General features: G+C 68.0%; 16 protein-coding genes and 1 tRNA gene. 8 read left to right on the top strand and 9 right to left on the bottom strand.

Going from position 1 to position 12,422, the window contains the following annotated elements; translation table 11 throughout:
* The first annotated feature begins 76 nt into the window (after positions 1 to 76).
* Both C2R22_RS14310 and C2R22_RS14305 read left to right on the top strand, forming a co-directional pair.
* A complete protein-coding gene (locus C2R22_RS14310) occupies positions 77 to 1,036 on the top strand; it encodes a TIGR03557 family F420-dependent LLM class oxidoreductase (RefSeq protein ID WP_103426356.1) in 960 nt (319 codons plus the stop codon).
* 41 nt (positions 1,037 to 1,077) lie between these two features.
* Positions 1,078 to 1,443, top strand: coding sequence for a DUF5830 family protein (locus tag C2R22_RS14305; RefSeq protein ID WP_103426355.1), 366 nt, complete (start codon positions 1,078 to 1,080; stop codon positions 1,441 to 1,443).
* Positions 1,444 to 1,473: 30 nt separating this feature from the next.
* On the opposite strand, the gene C2R22_RS14300 is transcribed toward C2R22_RS14305, so the two are convergent.
* Positions 1,474 to 2,622, bottom strand: coding sequence for a DUF7115 domain-containing protein (locus C2R22_RS14300; RefSeq protein ID WP_103426354.1), 1,149 nt, complete (start codon positions 2,620 to 2,622; stop codon positions 1,474 to 1,476).
* A 174-nt stretch (positions 2,623 to 2,796) separates the two neighbouring features.
* Between C2R22_RS14300 and C2R22_RS25135 the strand changes: the two genes are divergently transcribed.
* Together C2R22_RS25135 and C2R22_RS14290 are read left to right on the top strand one after the other, a co-directional pair.
* Positions 2,797 to 2,948, top strand: a tRNA-Met gene (locus C2R22_RS25135).
* Positions 2,949 to 3,345: 397 nt separating this feature from the next.
* A complete protein-coding gene (locus tag C2R22_RS14290) occupies positions 3,346 to 3,930 on the top strand; it encodes a hypothetical protein (RefSeq protein ID WP_103426352.1) in 585 nt (194 codons plus the stop codon).
* Positions 3,931 to 3,969: 39 nt separating this feature from the next.
* On the opposite strand, the gene C2R22_RS14285 is transcribed toward C2R22_RS14290, so the two are convergent.
* Genes C2R22_RS14285 through C2R22_RS14275 form a run of 3 tightly spaced genes read right to left on the bottom strand, consistent with a single transcriptional unit; the run spans position 3,970 to position 7,304 of the window.
* Complete coding sequence (locus C2R22_RS14285) at positions 3,970 to 5,163, bottom strand: ABC transporter permease (protein WP_103426351.1); 1,194 nt, start codon at positions 5,161 to 5,163, stop codon at positions 3,970 to 3,972.
* Positions 5,153 to 5,842 carry an ABC transporter ATP-binding protein gene (locus C2R22_RS14280; protein WP_103426350.1) on the bottom strand — a complete coding sequence of 230 codons (690 nt, stop codon included), beginning with the start codon at positions 5,840 to 5,842 and terminating at the stop codon, positions 5,153 to 5,155. Before C2R22_RS14280 ends, C2R22_RS14285 begins: the two co-directional genes overlap by 11 nt.
* The gene (locus tag C2R22_RS14275) at positions 5,832 to 7,304 is read right to left on the bottom strand and encodes a COG1361 family protein (protein ID WP_103426349.1); all 1,473 of its coding nucleotides are present in this window, start codon (positions 7,302 to 7,304) and stop codon (positions 5,832 to 5,834) included. Before C2R22_RS14275 ends, C2R22_RS14280 begins: the two co-directional genes overlap by 11 nt.
* A 573-nt stretch (positions 7,305 to 7,877) precedes the next feature.
* On the opposite strand from C2R22_RS14275, the gene C2R22_RS14270 reads away from it, so the two are divergent.
* Both C2R22_RS14270 and C2R22_RS14265 read left to right on the top strand, forming a co-directional pair.
* Positions 7,878 to 8,066 (top strand): hypothetical protein, encoded by a 189-nt coding sequence (locus tag C2R22_RS14270; protein WP_103426348.1) that lies wholly within the window; start codon positions 7,878 to 7,880, stop codon positions 8,064 to 8,066.
* A gap of 59 nt (positions 8,067 to 8,125) precedes the next feature.
* Positions 8,126 to 8,353: a DUF7385 family protein gene (locus C2R22_RS14265; protein ID WP_103426347.1), complete on the top strand. Its 228-nt coding sequence runs from the start codon at positions 8,126 to 8,128 to the stop codon at positions 8,351 to 8,353.
* 6 nt (positions 8,354 to 8,359) lie between these two features.
* Here the strand turns inward: C2R22_RS14265 and C2R22_RS25130 are convergent, their stop codons facing one another.
* A complete protein-coding gene (locus C2R22_RS25130) occupies positions 8,360 to 8,506 on the bottom strand; it encodes a hypothetical protein (protein ID WP_162562509.1) in 147 nt (48 codons plus the stop codon).
* Entirely contained in the window at positions 8,476 to 9,081 is a 606-nt protein-coding gene (locus tag C2R22_RS14260; RefSeq protein WP_103426346.1) for a hypothetical protein, read from the bottom strand. Before C2R22_RS14260 ends, C2R22_RS25130 begins: the two co-directional genes overlap by 31 nt.
* 160 nt (positions 9,082 to 9,241) lie before the next feature.
* Here C2R22_RS14260 and C2R22_RS14255 point away from each other — a divergent pair, with 160 nt between their 5' ends.
* Complete coding sequence (locus C2R22_RS14255) at positions 9,242 to 10,033, top strand: hypothetical protein (protein ID WP_103426345.1); 792 nt, start codon at positions 9,242 to 9,244, stop codon at positions 10,031 to 10,033.
* 312 nt (positions 10,034 to 10,345) lie between these two features.
* Here the strand turns inward: C2R22_RS14255 and C2R22_RS14250 are convergent, their stop codons facing one another.
* Together C2R22_RS14250 and C2R22_RS14245 are read right to left on the bottom strand one after the other, a co-directional pair.
* Entirely contained in the window at positions 10,346 to 10,534 is a 189-nt protein-coding gene (locus tag C2R22_RS14250) for a hypothetical protein (protein ID WP_103426344.1), read from the bottom strand.
* 73 nt (positions 10,535 to 10,607) lie between these two features.
* The gene (locus C2R22_RS14245; RefSeq protein WP_103426343.1) at positions 10,608 to 10,868 is read right to left on the bottom strand and encodes a hypothetical protein; all 261 of its coding nucleotides are present in this window, start codon (positions 10,866 to 10,868) and stop codon (positions 10,608 to 10,610) included.
* 264 nt (positions 10,869 to 11,132) lie between these two features.
* Between C2R22_RS14245 and C2R22_RS14240 the strand changes: the two genes are divergently transcribed.
* Positions 11,133 to 11,435 (top strand): transcriptional regulator, encoded by a 303-nt coding sequence (locus tag C2R22_RS14240; protein ID WP_103426342.1) that lies wholly within the window; start codon positions 11,133 to 11,135, stop codon positions 11,433 to 11,435.
* Positions 11,436 to 11,473: 38 nt separating this feature from the next.
* On the opposite strand, the gene C2R22_RS14235 is transcribed toward C2R22_RS14240, so the two are convergent.
* On the bottom strand, positions 11,474 to 12,418 hold the full coding sequence (locus tag C2R22_RS14235; RefSeq protein WP_103426341.1) for a DMT family transporter: 945 nt from the start codon (positions 12,416 to 12,418) through the stop codon (positions 11,474 to 11,476).
* Between the last annotated feature and the right edge of the window lie 4 nt (positions 12,419 to 12,422).

Genomic DNA, 12,422 nt, shown 5'->3' with positions numbered 1-12,422 from the left:
CTTATCCTCCCGTGGCCGAAAATGTCTCTCGTATGACATCGACTCTGCGGCGACCGGGGCCGGCGGTGATTCGGCGATGAGCCGGATCGGCTACACGCTTTCGAGCGAGGAGTTCGGCCCGAACGAACTGGTGGAGTTGGCTTCGTGCGCCGAGGCGACCGGGTTCGACTTCCTCAGCGTCTCCGACCACTTCCACCCGTGGCTCGAAGCCCAGGGCGAGTCGCCGTTCGTCTGGAGCACCCTCGGCGGCGTCGCACAGGCCACGGACGACATCGACGTCGGCGTCGGCGTCACCTGTCCGACGTTCCGCATCCATCCGGTGAACGTCGCGCACGCGGTGGCGACCGTCGCGTCGATGTTCGAAGACCGCCGCGTTTACTTCGGCGTCGGCACCGGCGAACTGCTGAACGAACACGTCACCGGCGAGCACTGGCCGACCCACCGCGTCAGACTGGAGATGCTCCGCGAGGCGGTCGAGATCATCCGACAGCTGTGGGAACCCGGGCAGACGAGTTTCCATGGTACTCACTACACGGTCGAGAACGCTCGGATATTCACCCGCCCCGACGAGTTTCCCCCCATCTGCGTGTCGGCGTTCGGCGAGCGGACCGCACGGGCGGCCGCCGAGTTCGGCGACGGGTTCTGGTCGGTCGGGCCGCAGGGGGACCTCCTCGACGCCTATCGAGAGAACGACGGCGACGGGGAGTCCATCACGCAGATTCACGTCTGCTACGCCGAGACGGAGGACGAGGCCGTCCGGACCGCCCACGAGTACTGGGCGAACTCGGCGCTCCCGGGCGAACTCGCACAGGTCTTACCGACGACGGCGCACTTCGAGCAGGCGACCGAGACGGTCACGGAAGCGGACGTCCGCGAGGGGTCGATACTCACCGACCCCGACCCGGAGTCCCACATCGAGAACATCCGGTCGTGTTTCGACGCCGGCTACGACACGGTGTACGTCCACCAGATCGGCGAGGACCAGGCGTCGTTCTTCGAGTTCTACGAGGAGGAGGTCCTCCCGGCGTTCGACTGAGCGCGCGGAACGTTTATCGACGACCCCACGGAAGACGGAACGTGACCGAGCGCACAGACCGGGTCGAACTCGCGCTCGACCTCCTCGCGCACCTCGAAACCGACGAACTCACCCTCGCGGACGTGGTCGACCGCATCGAGACGGTGACGACCGACCCCTCGCTCACGCGCGAGATACTCGACGCAGCCGAGATGCGCGGCGTCATCGACCGCGACGGCGCGCGAGTCCGGACCCGCCGCGGGGGAACGTTCGTCCGGTTCGAGAGTCAGGTCGTGGTCCGCGAAGGAGAGTTCGAGTGCCGCCGCTGTGGGGCGGGGCTCTCGACGGGGCACTTCGTCCGGTTCGACTCGGGCGAACTCGGACCGTTCGGCTCCTCGTGTGTTCGAAAAGTGCTCGGACGGGAGTGAGAGTCGGGTGAAGACCCACGAAAGGCCGTCTCAGAGCCGCTGACGGAGTTCGGCGATGAGTCGCTTGAGGAGCTCTTCTTGCTCGGCGATGCGTTCGTTCTGTGCCTCGACGGCCTCTCGAAGCGCCTCCACTTCGGCGACGAGCGCCGTGAGCTGCTCGTCCGCTTCGTCTGCGTCGCTCTCGGACGTCACCGACTCCGGCTCGGGCGGGGCGGTGTCGACCGGTCCGAGGAGGTCGCCCGTCCCGATGGTGTCGGCCTCGTCCGACTCGGCCGAGGCCTCCGACGGCTCCGTCGACCCCTCGGCCGCCGCAGCGTCCATCGCGTCCAGCGGCTCGATGGTTCGGCTTGCGTCCTCCGTCTCGGTCGCTGCGGTGTCGTCCACCGCGCTCGCCACGGACGCGTTGTCGACGTCGCCGGTCTCTCCGCCGTCGTCGTGTCGGGTCGCGTTTTTCGCCGACTCGGCGAGTTCGCTCGGGTTCGCCGACAGCGGCGTCGGCCCCTCCCCGAACGACATCGTGGCCGAGGGCGACTCCTCCTCGTCGACGGCGAACCGCTCGCGAAGGGTTTCGAGGCTGTCGACGTCGTGGTACGCGAGGAGCACGTCGGTGAGTCGTTCGCTGACCTCGCGAGAGCGCTCGGCCGGCGCCTTGAACCGTTCCTGTCGGCCGTCGTGGGTGAGCACGAGCGTCGTCGCGACGCTCCCCTCCTCGACGGCGAAGTCGGTGACGTCCGAGAAGTGGTACTCCTCGAAGTCCTCGTCCCACACCGCGCCGCCGACGTGTTTCACGAGGCGGTCGCTCGTGATGACGAGCGTCAACTCGGAGAAGCGGAACGTCTCCTTCACCGTCTCGCCGGGGTCGGTGACGCCGGATGCGTTGAGCGTGCCGGCGAGCACTGGATGTAAGGCGCGGTCGAGCGCCTTCGCCGGGACGGTGAAGGAGCGCTCGCCGTCGAGTCCGTAGTCGAGTGTAATCGTCGCCTTGCGGCGCCCGGCGGAGACGTCGATGCGCTCGGCGCCGTGGGGGAACTCCTCGATCGATTCGTCCGAGAGGAGCGAGTCGGCGCGGTAGACGAGCGTCCGCGTCGGCGTGACGAACAGGAAATCGTCGCCGAGGGAGACGCGCGCGGCGACCGACTCGTCGCCGAGCGCCGACTCGACGATGTCCGGGTGTGACATGGCTCTCACGTCCCGTGCGTCCAGCATAAATCCGCGGATGTGTATATCACATCTGACACTACCGCGGCGCTCCGAGAGCGTTCCGGCCGACACGGCCCCCGACGTGTGATGGCACACGTCTCACCGGTGGCGGATAGGAAGGTTGAAGGGCGGGACCGCAATACAGCAGTGTGAGGCCGGGTGGCTTAGCTGGACATAGCGCCGCACTCATAGGGTTCTGAGATTCGGTGCGGTACCGCCTTGGAAGCCTCCGTCAGCCTACGGGGCCTGCCGAGCCTCGAACCTGGGCCATGCGGAGATCGCGGGTTCGGAGCCCGCCCCGGCCATTTCTCGAACGAGTCCTCGCGCCAGCGAGTGACGGGTCCACACGAACTGGACGGCGCGGGCGGAGAAGCCGGAACGGTCGCCGCGAGTCGCGTGGACCCGACGGTTCCGCTGGAAGCCGTGCTGTGTGCCAGCGATGCCAACGAGCGGCGAGTCGACGGAGCGTGCCTCTGTCGGGAGTTCGAAGCCGGCTCCGGCCGCGGTTCGAGAGTTCAGGCGCGAATCTCACCGACCCGTCGGCGTCGCAAAACTGATTACGTTCTGAAATGAAGAAGAGGGGGTATGAAAGTAGAGCTGGATTGGTCCTCCACTCGTACCGCCCTCCGGACGATCACACGGTATGTCGTCGCTGTGTTCGCAGCGGTGTACTCGTCGTGCCGACGGCTCCTGGCCCGAACGATGTCGGCGACGCAGAGCGGCGGACGCTGGCTCGTCTCGACAGTCGACAGCGCCCGCGCTCACGCGGTCGAACTCCTCCGGACGAGGACGACCCGGCGGCTGGTTCGACGCCTGAGCCGTGGATTCGTCGGCGTTCGCCACGACGTCTCCGCGCTCACACTCGTCGCTGCACCGCTGTTGGCGGTCGTCACCGAGTGGTGGGTCGTCCGTTCGCACGGATACCGCCGAATTCACTCGTGGGCCGTCGGGACGTGGACGGGAACGGACCCACACGTACTCGTGTTCGTCGGTGTCGCCGTCTTGCTCGCGATTTCGGTCGTGTTCACCGTCGTCAACTCGGGCGTGGTGCCGGCGACCTTTCTGGTCATGGGACCGCTCTTCGGGATCGGATTTGCGCGGTACGGCCTCGCCACCCGGTACGGGACAGTGGGTATTCCGGAGGCGACGGCTTCGGGCGGCGTCCTGGCAATCGCGTTCGGCGTTCCGATCGGTGTCATCGGATTCCTCGTCGGAACGGCGCTTCGCAAGGGGGTCGTCCACTTCGGTGGCCGCCGCGGACCTGACGGCGGCCTGTGGAAGGCCTGAGGGGCCGCCCGTCTCGGCTCCGTGCCGCGTGCGAAACGGTCAGTTCCCCCGCAGCGCCCGCACGGGGTCAAGCGTCGCGGCCTTCCACGCGGGGTACGCGCCCGAGACGAGGCTCGACCCGACACCGAAGGCGAACGCGACCGTGAGGTAGAAGACGCTGAGCGTGTCGAACGCCAGCGGGTCTCCTAAAAAGAGGCTGTTGACGCCCATTCCGACGAGGAAGCTCACGACGGCGCCGACGGTGCCGCCGATGAGGCCGAGGATGCCCGCCTCGGTCAGGAGGATGCGCAGGACCGAGCGCTTCTCGAAGCCCACCGCCCGGAGGACGCCGATCTCCTCGCGTCGCTCGACCGTCGACATGAGCATCACGTTGAGGATGCTCGTCCCGGCGACGACGAGCGACACCGCGCCGATGCCGACGAGAAAGAGGTTCAACTGGAGGAAGAGCTGGTCGATCTGCTCGGCGATCTGACCGAACTCGAACACCTGGACGCGCTCTTGGCGGTCGTTCATCGTCTCCCGGATGCGCATCGCCGTCTCGTTCGCCTCGGCTGTCGATGCCGAGAGCACGACGACCTGCGCGTAGGTGTTCTCGTCGAACCGGTCCGGCGGCAAGAGTACGGCGTTGTCGGGGTTGACGATCGAGGCCTGCCCCGCCCCGTCGAGCACCGCCACGACACGGAACGTCTGCCCGTCGACCGTCAGCGCCTCTCCCGCGCGGATGCCCTCGTCGGCCGCGAGTTCGTCCCCGACGACCGCTCCATCGCGCCACTGGTCGGGGATGAACCCCTCCCGGATGTCGTACAGCGAGCCCGGATCGGCCAGGCCGTACACCGTTCGGTTCTGGGTCTCCCCACGGTAGGTCACCTCCCGGCTGTCGCGTTTGACGGCGACGAGTTCGGCGCCGCCGGCCGCCCGCCGTATCTCGCGCAACTGCGTCTCGGTGAAGTTCTGTCTCCCGAGGTCCTCGCCGGGGGCGACCACCACGTCGTTGCCGATCTGTCCGATGTTCTCCATCTGCGCCCGCTGGAACGCGGAGCCGAACATGCCGAGCGAGGCGATGGCGATGACGCCGATGGCGATGCCGAGCGCCGCGAGCAGCGAGCGGGTCTTCGTCCGCGTGAGGTTGCGCGCCGCCAGCGAGAGGACGGGGAAGCGGTCGGCGAACGTCCCCGTTCCCGCCGACGCGTCGGCGTCCCCCTCGGGAGATATGCGCTGTCCCTCACGAGACATGCTGTGTCTCCCGTGAGGACGCGCCGAGCCGTCCGTCGACGAGTTCGACGACGCGGTCGGCGTGGTCGGTCACGAGCCGGTCGTGCGTGACGGCGACGACGCTGACGCCCTCCTCGGTGATGTCCTGGAACTCCCGGAGGATCTGTCGACCGGTCGCCTGGTCGAGGTTCCCCGTCGGCTCGTCGGCGAGCAGGACGCCCGGTTCGTTGATGAGCGACCGCGCGATGGCGACGCGCTGTTGCTGTCCGCCGCTCAGCTGCGGCGGCCGGTGTTCGGTCCGGTCGCCGAGGCCGAACCGCGTCAGGAGGTCGACCGCCCGGCGGTTGCGCTCGGCGGCGGAGCCGACGAACAGCCGCGGGAGCGCGACGTTCTCGCGGGCCGTCAGCGTCGGGATGAGGTAGAAGCTCTGGAAGATGAACCCGATGGTCTCGCGTCTGAGCGCGGTTCGCTCGGCGTCCGAGAGCGTCCCGGTGTCGACGTCGTCGACGAGGACCGACCCCTCGGTGGGTGTATCGAGGAGACCGAGGACGTTCAGGAGCGTCGACTTCCCCGACCCCGACGGGCCGACGCACGCGACGAACTCGCCGGGTTCGACACGGAAGTCGACGTGCGAGAGCGCGGTCACGATCTCCGCGCCCACGTCGTACCGCCGGGTGACGTCGCGCGCCTCAAGCAGCACGGCGACGCCTCCAGAGGAACGCGCCGGCGACGACGAGCGCGAGGACGACGCCGACGCCCACCAGCGGGAACCCGGAGCCGCGTCGTTCGGGCGTCTCCGGTGGGTCGTACGTCGCCTCGACCGTCCGCGTGCGCTCGTCGCCGTCGACGAGGTAGCGCACTTCGAGCGGGATGGTCGTCTCGTTGCCGGCGTCGACCTGCGCGTTCAGCGTGAAGGAGGCGAAGTCGCTCGCGTCGACGGCCCCGACGAAGTACTCCGCACCTGGGTCGACCGGACCGACCGCGTCGCCGGCGCGGACGCTGACGGTGACGGCCTGCACGTCGGTCGTGCCGACGTTGCTCGCCGTGCCGGTGACCCGGACCGACCCCGCCTCAGTCTGTGTGACCTCGATGCCGGTGAGTTCGATCCGTCCCGGGACGAACACCCCGCGCACCGTTCGCGTGGCCTCGTGACGCTCGCCGGCGACCTCGTACGCCGCGCGGACGGTGAGTTCGGGACCGACCGCGGCGAGGTCGGTCACGTTCAACCGGACGGTCTCGGTGTCTCGCGGTTCGACCCGGTCGACGAGAGCCGTCGAGAGCGTCGCGTCCCCGCTCGCGCCGGTGATCGCGACGTCCTCCACGTCCGCGTTACCGAGGTTGACGACGGTCACCTCGACGGCGGGGTCACCGCCTCTCACCGTCGCCACGTCGAGTCGGACGTCCCGCTCTAAGGGTTCGACGGCGTAGCGGAACGTCTCCTCCGTGGTCCGCCGTTCGCCGCTGGCGTCGGTGTACGTGAGCCGCGCGGTGAGCCGTTGGTCGCCCGCTCGCGTCGGCGTCACGTCGAACGTGTAGTTCGCCTCCGCCTCGCTTCCGAGCGCCGACCCGACGCGTCGTGGGCGGTCGATACGGACGTTCTCCCCCATCAGCTCCACCTGGACGTTCCGGATGCCGGTCGAGAGCCCGTTCGCGACCGTGAGGTCCACCGGCGACTCGGCTCCGACGACGCCGTCGTCGAACTCGGCGTCGATCTGTGGCCGCTGGGGTTCGACGACCTGAACGGTGACCGGATACGCCACCCGGACGGCCCGACCCGTCGTCGTCTGTCCGTAGACCAGCACGTTGAGCTGGTGCCAGCCGGGTTCGTCGACGGTCGCGGACAGACCGACCTCCATCGACGTGCCGGGGGACAGCACCCCGAGGTCGCTCGCGCTCGTCCGTCCCCCGGGTCCGCCGCCGGGGACCTCGACGGCGACCTCGTTGACGGTGAACGGCCCGGCGGCACCCGCCTGGTTTCGGATGGTCGCGCGGACCTCAAAGGTGTCGCCGGCGGCGGGTGTGGTCGGCGTGTGTGTCGCGTTCGTCACGACGACTGAGGAGGACTGCGCGGCGGTCGGTGGCGTGACCGTGGCGACCCCACAGAGGAGGAGGACGATAGCGAAGGCAGCGGCTCCGGCGGCGGAACGGCGTCTCGGGGACATCGTGGGTTAGTCCGATGCACTCGGGCTGATGGTTTATCTGTTTCTTCCGGTCCACGGCAGTGAGAACGGTGAGTGTCCGGGCGTCTCGACAGTTCGCCGGCGCTGGCGTCAGCCAACGCCGGTGGCTCACCAACTGTTCGGGAGAATTGCCGGGACGCGCTGACTACAGGCCGCTCACGCAGTCGTCGACGAGCGACGGCCGTGCGGGGGGTCAGCGTCGAGTTCGCCACGTGGCTCACCGGTGGCCGCCTCGTGCGACCGACCGGCGGTTCCCGTGACCTCCCGGGATATACGCGACCCATCGAGACACAGTTCGTCGGAGGGAGGCAGTCCGAAGTGGACGAGTGACGAATAAAAACGTGTCGAAGGTTGTGGGTCGTTGCTGCACGTCCCGTCGTCGAGTCCTGCGACCGGGGGATACGGCTCGTGAGGTGTGACATCGCTTCTCGCGGAACGTTTATGATAGTTCGTGAACGTCCTGTGAGTAGAACGACGATGCCCGAAGTACGCGTACGCGACTGATTTTCCTCCCGAGCGCATCGTCACCAGACCGTCCCGTTCCGACCCCCTCGAATGAGCACGACACCCAACCCGACCGACTCGACACCGACCACAGATCACACCGACATCGCCAGCACGACCGCCGACCGTTCGTCGCGCGAGCGGACCAGCGCCGGCGCACCGATGCAGTTCTCGACGACGAACCGCGCCCCGCTCCCGCCGGCGTTCGGCGACGAGTCGTGGGCGACGGGCGAGCCCTGATCTACGCTACAAGAGCCCGACTCCCCGAGGTTTATGTCACCACGGGTCACTCCCCGAGTATGGAAGACTTCGACGAGATGCTCTCGTCGCTGACGGTCCAGGAGACTGCCGGCGGCATCCGACGCTACCGGAACACGGTCAGTATCGTCTGCCCCGCCTGTGGAGAGCCGTTCGACGACCTCGTCGTCTGTGAGGACGAGTTCAACAGCCTCGAACTCAGCATGCCGCTCGACCTCTGTACGACGACGCACGACGGACAGGTCGTCCTGTTTACGCACAAGCCGTAAGCCGGCTCAGTCGAACACGCCGACGACGACGGCGAAACTCGCGGTCAGCATCACGAAAAGCGGGAGGAAGCTCGCGAGCCACAGCGGCGAACACCCCGTGGTACAGGCTTGCAGCCGTGCCGTCACCTCCGCGGCACCGGCCCACACCGCCATGAGCGAGAGGACGGTCCCCCCGACGACGAGCCCTGCCCGGACGGCGAGCGGGTGGTCCGCCGGGGGCCGGAGTTCGAACGTCGAGGGCTGAGTAGCGCCACCGTCGGCGACGGCGCCCCCCGCGACGGCGTCGCGTGCCTCCGGACCACCGCCTGGAGGCCGCTCTTGGTGACGAGCGTCACCAGTTGCTCGTCGGCGAGACACTCGATGTCGTGCTTCTCGGCGGCGGCGTAGACCGCGCTGTCGTAGTCGCGTCCGGTCGTCACCGTCGCCTCGGTGTCGCCGAACGAGGCGGCCATCCGGTCGAGGCGCTCGATGTGTTTCGGCGTCGCCCGCGCGTCCGGGTCGAGCCACACGATGTGGGCCGGGTCGCCCGCGGGGTCTCGGACCAGGAGGAACCGCTGGCTCCCCCGTTTGGTGCGCGTGGTGCGGTAGCCTCGGTCCTCCCAGAAGCGCTCGACGACCGCCGCGAGGAGCGAGACGTCCGCCGCCGCCAGCACCCGGCGGAGCGGTGCGTCCGCTGTGTGGGGCCGTTCCCCGCCCGCGTCGCCATCGGCCGTGGGTGCCTTGCTCATCTCTGACTGGCTCGACTCTCTTCTCTCTCGGGGACCACCGCGGCCCCCGAACGGTTCTGTGTGGGTCCACGAGTGCGTCGGGTATAGCTGTTAGTACGTGAGTATCAGAATCGATAGAACTGAGCGAAACGTTTAGCACGCCGCTGGCCGTTGCCGGCGTATGGTCCAACTGCGGTCGTGTTACTTCTGCGGGACGACGGGAGCGCTCTCGGAGTACGAGGCACTGCCTCGAACCGGGGTCCCCGACGAGCGGATGCCACGTGTCGTCCTCTGTGATCGGTGTCACACCAAGCTCACGAACGTGCTCGCGCCGCTCGTTGACGGTGTCGGACGCACGGGCCTCGGCGACGCCGTCGAGACCGATCACTCCCCGATGACAGGGACGCCTACCGGCGACGACACGCCCGACTCGTCGGGCGGCGTGTCCGAACGAACCGACTCGTCGACGCAGGAGGTCACGTTCTCCGCGTCCACATCGGCATCGATGTCGGCATCGGCGTCGGCGGACGCGGGGGAAAACGTCGACGACACCCTCGACGCTGCTGGCGGGGCGGACGACTCTCCGGAGTCCGCCTCCGCTTCGGTCGGGAGCGACGAGCACACGGCCACCGCCACGGACGAGCGAGAACTCGGTGACGGGACGGAGACGGCGGACGCTCCGAAGCCGGATGAGGAGGCGACGGATGAGGGGGCGACGGACGACGCGGACAGCGAAGAGCACGTGGAGCAGGGCGGGGCGGAGGCGAACGAACCGTCGGCCGACCTCGACAGAGTGTACCACAAACTCCTCCGGTTCCTCCGGAACCGCGAGTTTCCCATCCCTCGCGCGGAGGCCGAGGCGGTCGCACAGAGCGCGTACGACCTCTCGGCGACGGAGGCGTCGCAGGTCGTCCAGCGCGCCGTCGACCGGGGCGTTCTGGAAGAGCGCGACGGCGAACTTCACCGCCGCTGACTGACGACGTGTGGGACGCCGCGGACTGTCTCTCGAGTGAGGTTATCGATATCGAGACGGGAGGGGATGTATTTATTACCCAGGTCCCGATTCCAACTAACAGGCACGCAACCCAGTCCACGGGGCCCACTCACGCCCCGACACACCGACCCACTCTTCGGTCGGTGTGATTCTCGTTCCGGCCGAGTGTGACGCAGTCCGTTCTCCGAGTTCGACGGACGACGCGACAGTGATCGCAGGGAGAGACGCGGCCGCACCGCTCACAGCGTGATCAGCGAGAGAACGGTCCGACCGTGGTCGTCGGTGCGTCGCTCAGACCGGGCGACCCGAACCGTCGGTGCCGACGAGGTAGGTGCCGTAGGTCAGGAGGAGCGCCGCCGGGAGCAGTGCGATGGTCGCGACCTGTCCGGAGGTGGGTAACAGGCCGGGCAGGAACGCGAGCGCACCGACGAGCATGAGGACCGCGCCGACGACTCCTTTCTTGCTGAGGTTCAGTCCCATACACGCTCTCGGGAATGGGCCGTACTGAAAGTTCCGCTTTCGGTCGGCGTGTGCTATCGTTTGTCCCGTGCCGCTACTGTCCGTGCCCGTGGCCGACCACGAGCGCGAGCGCGTTCGCGGCCAGCAGGAGGCCGAACGCGAGGGTCTCTGACCCCTGGAGACCGCCGAAGAGCAGCGGGACGTAGAGGAACGGGAGGGCGACGGCGGCCCAGAAGCCGACGAATCGAAGGGGGGCGGCGACCAGTCGGGCGCCGTGTTGGAGGGGCTGTGACTGTACCACCTCCCGGAGGCGGGAGGCGCGTTCGCGGGAAACCGTGGACCACATGTTGGACATAGGGGGCGACCTCGTTTACCCCCTGGCACGAAAGCGACATATAACCGCCCGAGCCTTCAGTTCGTTTCAGTGCGATATTCTCGTGATAACGAATCTTTCACGAGTGACTCTCTTCTCGCGTAACGTTTTATCGAACCTTCTAACTCTTTTATTCGTCATATTGAATGCGATTTTATCACTGAGCAGGTAGCAGCAACCGGTGCCGATACCGGAGCGACAGGGGACTCGCGGCGCTTTTGTGAACCCCCGCCGTCAACGGGGAGCATGGCCGAACTCAACAGGGTCGCAAAGCGGATGTACAACGTCACCCCGGACCCGCTCCGACTCACCTTCGACGACGACACGACGGGCGTGTTCGAACTCTCCAGCGCCGAGTTCTTCCAGCAGGAGTTCCAGGCCGAGGGGCGCCGAGTCGACGGGAACGGGACGTATCGCTTCACCACGAACGAGGACAACACGGCGGTGCTCGTCGGTCGGGAGACCGCCGACGGCTGGGCACTGGTCGGAGAGGTCGTCGAGGCCGAGGCGGCCGACGGTGTCGAAGACGCCGGCCAGGACCGGGGCTGAAGCGTCGGTGACGGGAGAACCGGAACGCGGGACGCGACTCAGTCGTCGCCCGCGAAGAACGCGCGGCCACGCCGTCGGAGCCGGGGGAGTTCGTCGCGGACGGTGCGGTGTTTGACGAGGACGAACCCGGCGAAGATGAGCGCGAAGCCGACGACGGTGTAGGCGGTCGGCACCTCGGCGAGGAACAGCCACCCCGAGAGCGCCGCGAACACCGGGGCCACGTACGAGACGAGGTTGATCTCGATGGGGCCGAGGCGGTCGAGCAGGTCGAAGTACACGAGGAAGCCGACGGCCGACGCCGCGACGGACAGATACAACAGCGCCGTCACCGACTCGACGGTCCAGACGACCGCGGCGGGGGACTCTCCGAGGCCCAGACTCACGAGGTGCAAGGCGAGCGCGCCGCCGACCATCGACCACGCCTCCATCGTCTCGATGGGGATGTCGCTGTCCAGTTTACGGGTGAGGACCGACCCGAGCGCGAAGGCGGTCGCCGCCGCGAACACGAGCAGTTTCGCCACCGCGCCGCCGCCGAGGAGGTCGTTCGGGTCCGGTCGGGTGAGGACGACGACCCCCACGAGGCCCAGGAGGAGACCGACGGTGCCGACGGTCGTGAGTCGCTCGCCCGGGAGGAAGAGGCGGGCGAACCCCGTCGTCAGGACGGGACTCAGCGAGACGATGACGGCCGCGGCCGCCGAGGTGACGGCCGGATCGGTCTCGCCGACGAACAACAGGGCGTGGTAGCCCGCGATGAGCAACAGCGAGCCGACGGCGACGACCGCCCACTGGGTCCGGCCGCGGGGGACCGGATCGTCGACCACGTAGACCGCGTACGCCAGCATCACGACCCCCGCGATGTCGTACCGGACCGCCGCGAACAGGACGGGGGGAAAGTACGCGAGGCCGGCCTTGATAGCCATGAACGCCGAGCCCCACACTGCCGCGAGAAACAGAAACAGGGCGAGGTTCCGGTAGCGGGTCACACCG

This window comes from Salinigranum rubrum (genome assembly GCF_002906575.1).
In the GTDB taxonomy this organism is placed as follows: domain Archaea; phylum Halobacteriota; class Halobacteria; order Halobacteriales; family Haloferacaceae; genus Salinigranum; species Salinigranum rubrum.
The sequence above is the reverse complement of the archived record's forward strand: the minus strand, read 5'-3'. Positions and strand labels throughout refer to the sequence as shown.

Bases quoted from the DNA above. Each gene is read 5' to 3' on its own strand.
- C2R22_RS14310 (WP_103426356.1), top strand. From the start codon at position 77: ATGAGCCGGATCGGCTACACGCTTTCGAGCGAGGAGTTCGGCCCGAAC.
- C2R22_RS14300 (WP_103426354.1), bottom strand. From the start codon at position 2,622: ATGTCACACCCGGACATCGTCGAGTCGGCGCTCGGCGACGAGTCGGTC.
- C2R22_RS14290 (WP_103426352.1), top strand. From the start codon at position 3,346: ATGTCGGCGACGCAGAGCGGCGGACGCTGGCTCGTCTCGACAGTCGAC.
- C2R22_RS14285 (WP_103426351.1), bottom strand. From the start codon at position 5,163: ATGTCTCGTGAGGGACAGCGCATATCTCCCGAGGGGGACGCCGACGCG.
- C2R22_RS14275 (WP_103426349.1), bottom strand. From the start codon at position 7,304: ATGTCCCCGAGACGCCGTTCCGCCGCCGGAGCCGCTGCCTTCGCTATC.
- C2R22_RS14270 (WP_103426348.1), top strand. From the start codon at position 7,878: ATGAGCACGACACCCAACCCGACCGACTCGACACCGACCACAGATCAC.
- C2R22_RS14265 (WP_103426347.1), top strand. From the start codon at position 8,126: ATGGAAGACTTCGACGAGATGCTCTCGTCGCTGACGGTCCAGGAGACT.
- C2R22_RS25130 (WP_162562509.1), bottom strand. From the start codon at position 8,506: ATGGCGGTGTGGGCCGGTGCCGCGGAGGTGACGGCACGGCTGCAAGCC.
- C2R22_RS14260 (WP_103426346.1), bottom strand. From the start codon at position 9,081: ATGAGCAAGGCACCCACGGCCGATGGCGACGCGGGCGGGGAACGGCCC.
- C2R22_RS14255 (WP_103426345.1), top strand. From the start codon at position 9,242: ATGGTCCAACTGCGGTCGTGTTACTTCTGCGGGACGACGGGAGCGCTC.
- C2R22_RS14250 (WP_103426344.1), bottom strand. From the start codon at position 10,534: ATGGGACTGAACCTCAGCAAGAAAGGAGTCGTCGGCGCGGTCCTCATG.
- C2R22_RS14245 (WP_103426343.1), bottom strand. From the start codon at position 10,868: ATGTCCAACATGTGGTCCACGGTTTCCCGCGAACGCGCCTCCCGCCTC.
- C2R22_RS14240 (WP_103426342.1), top strand. From the start codon at position 11,133: ATGGCCGAACTCAACAGGGTCGCAAAGCGGATGTACAACGTCACCCCG.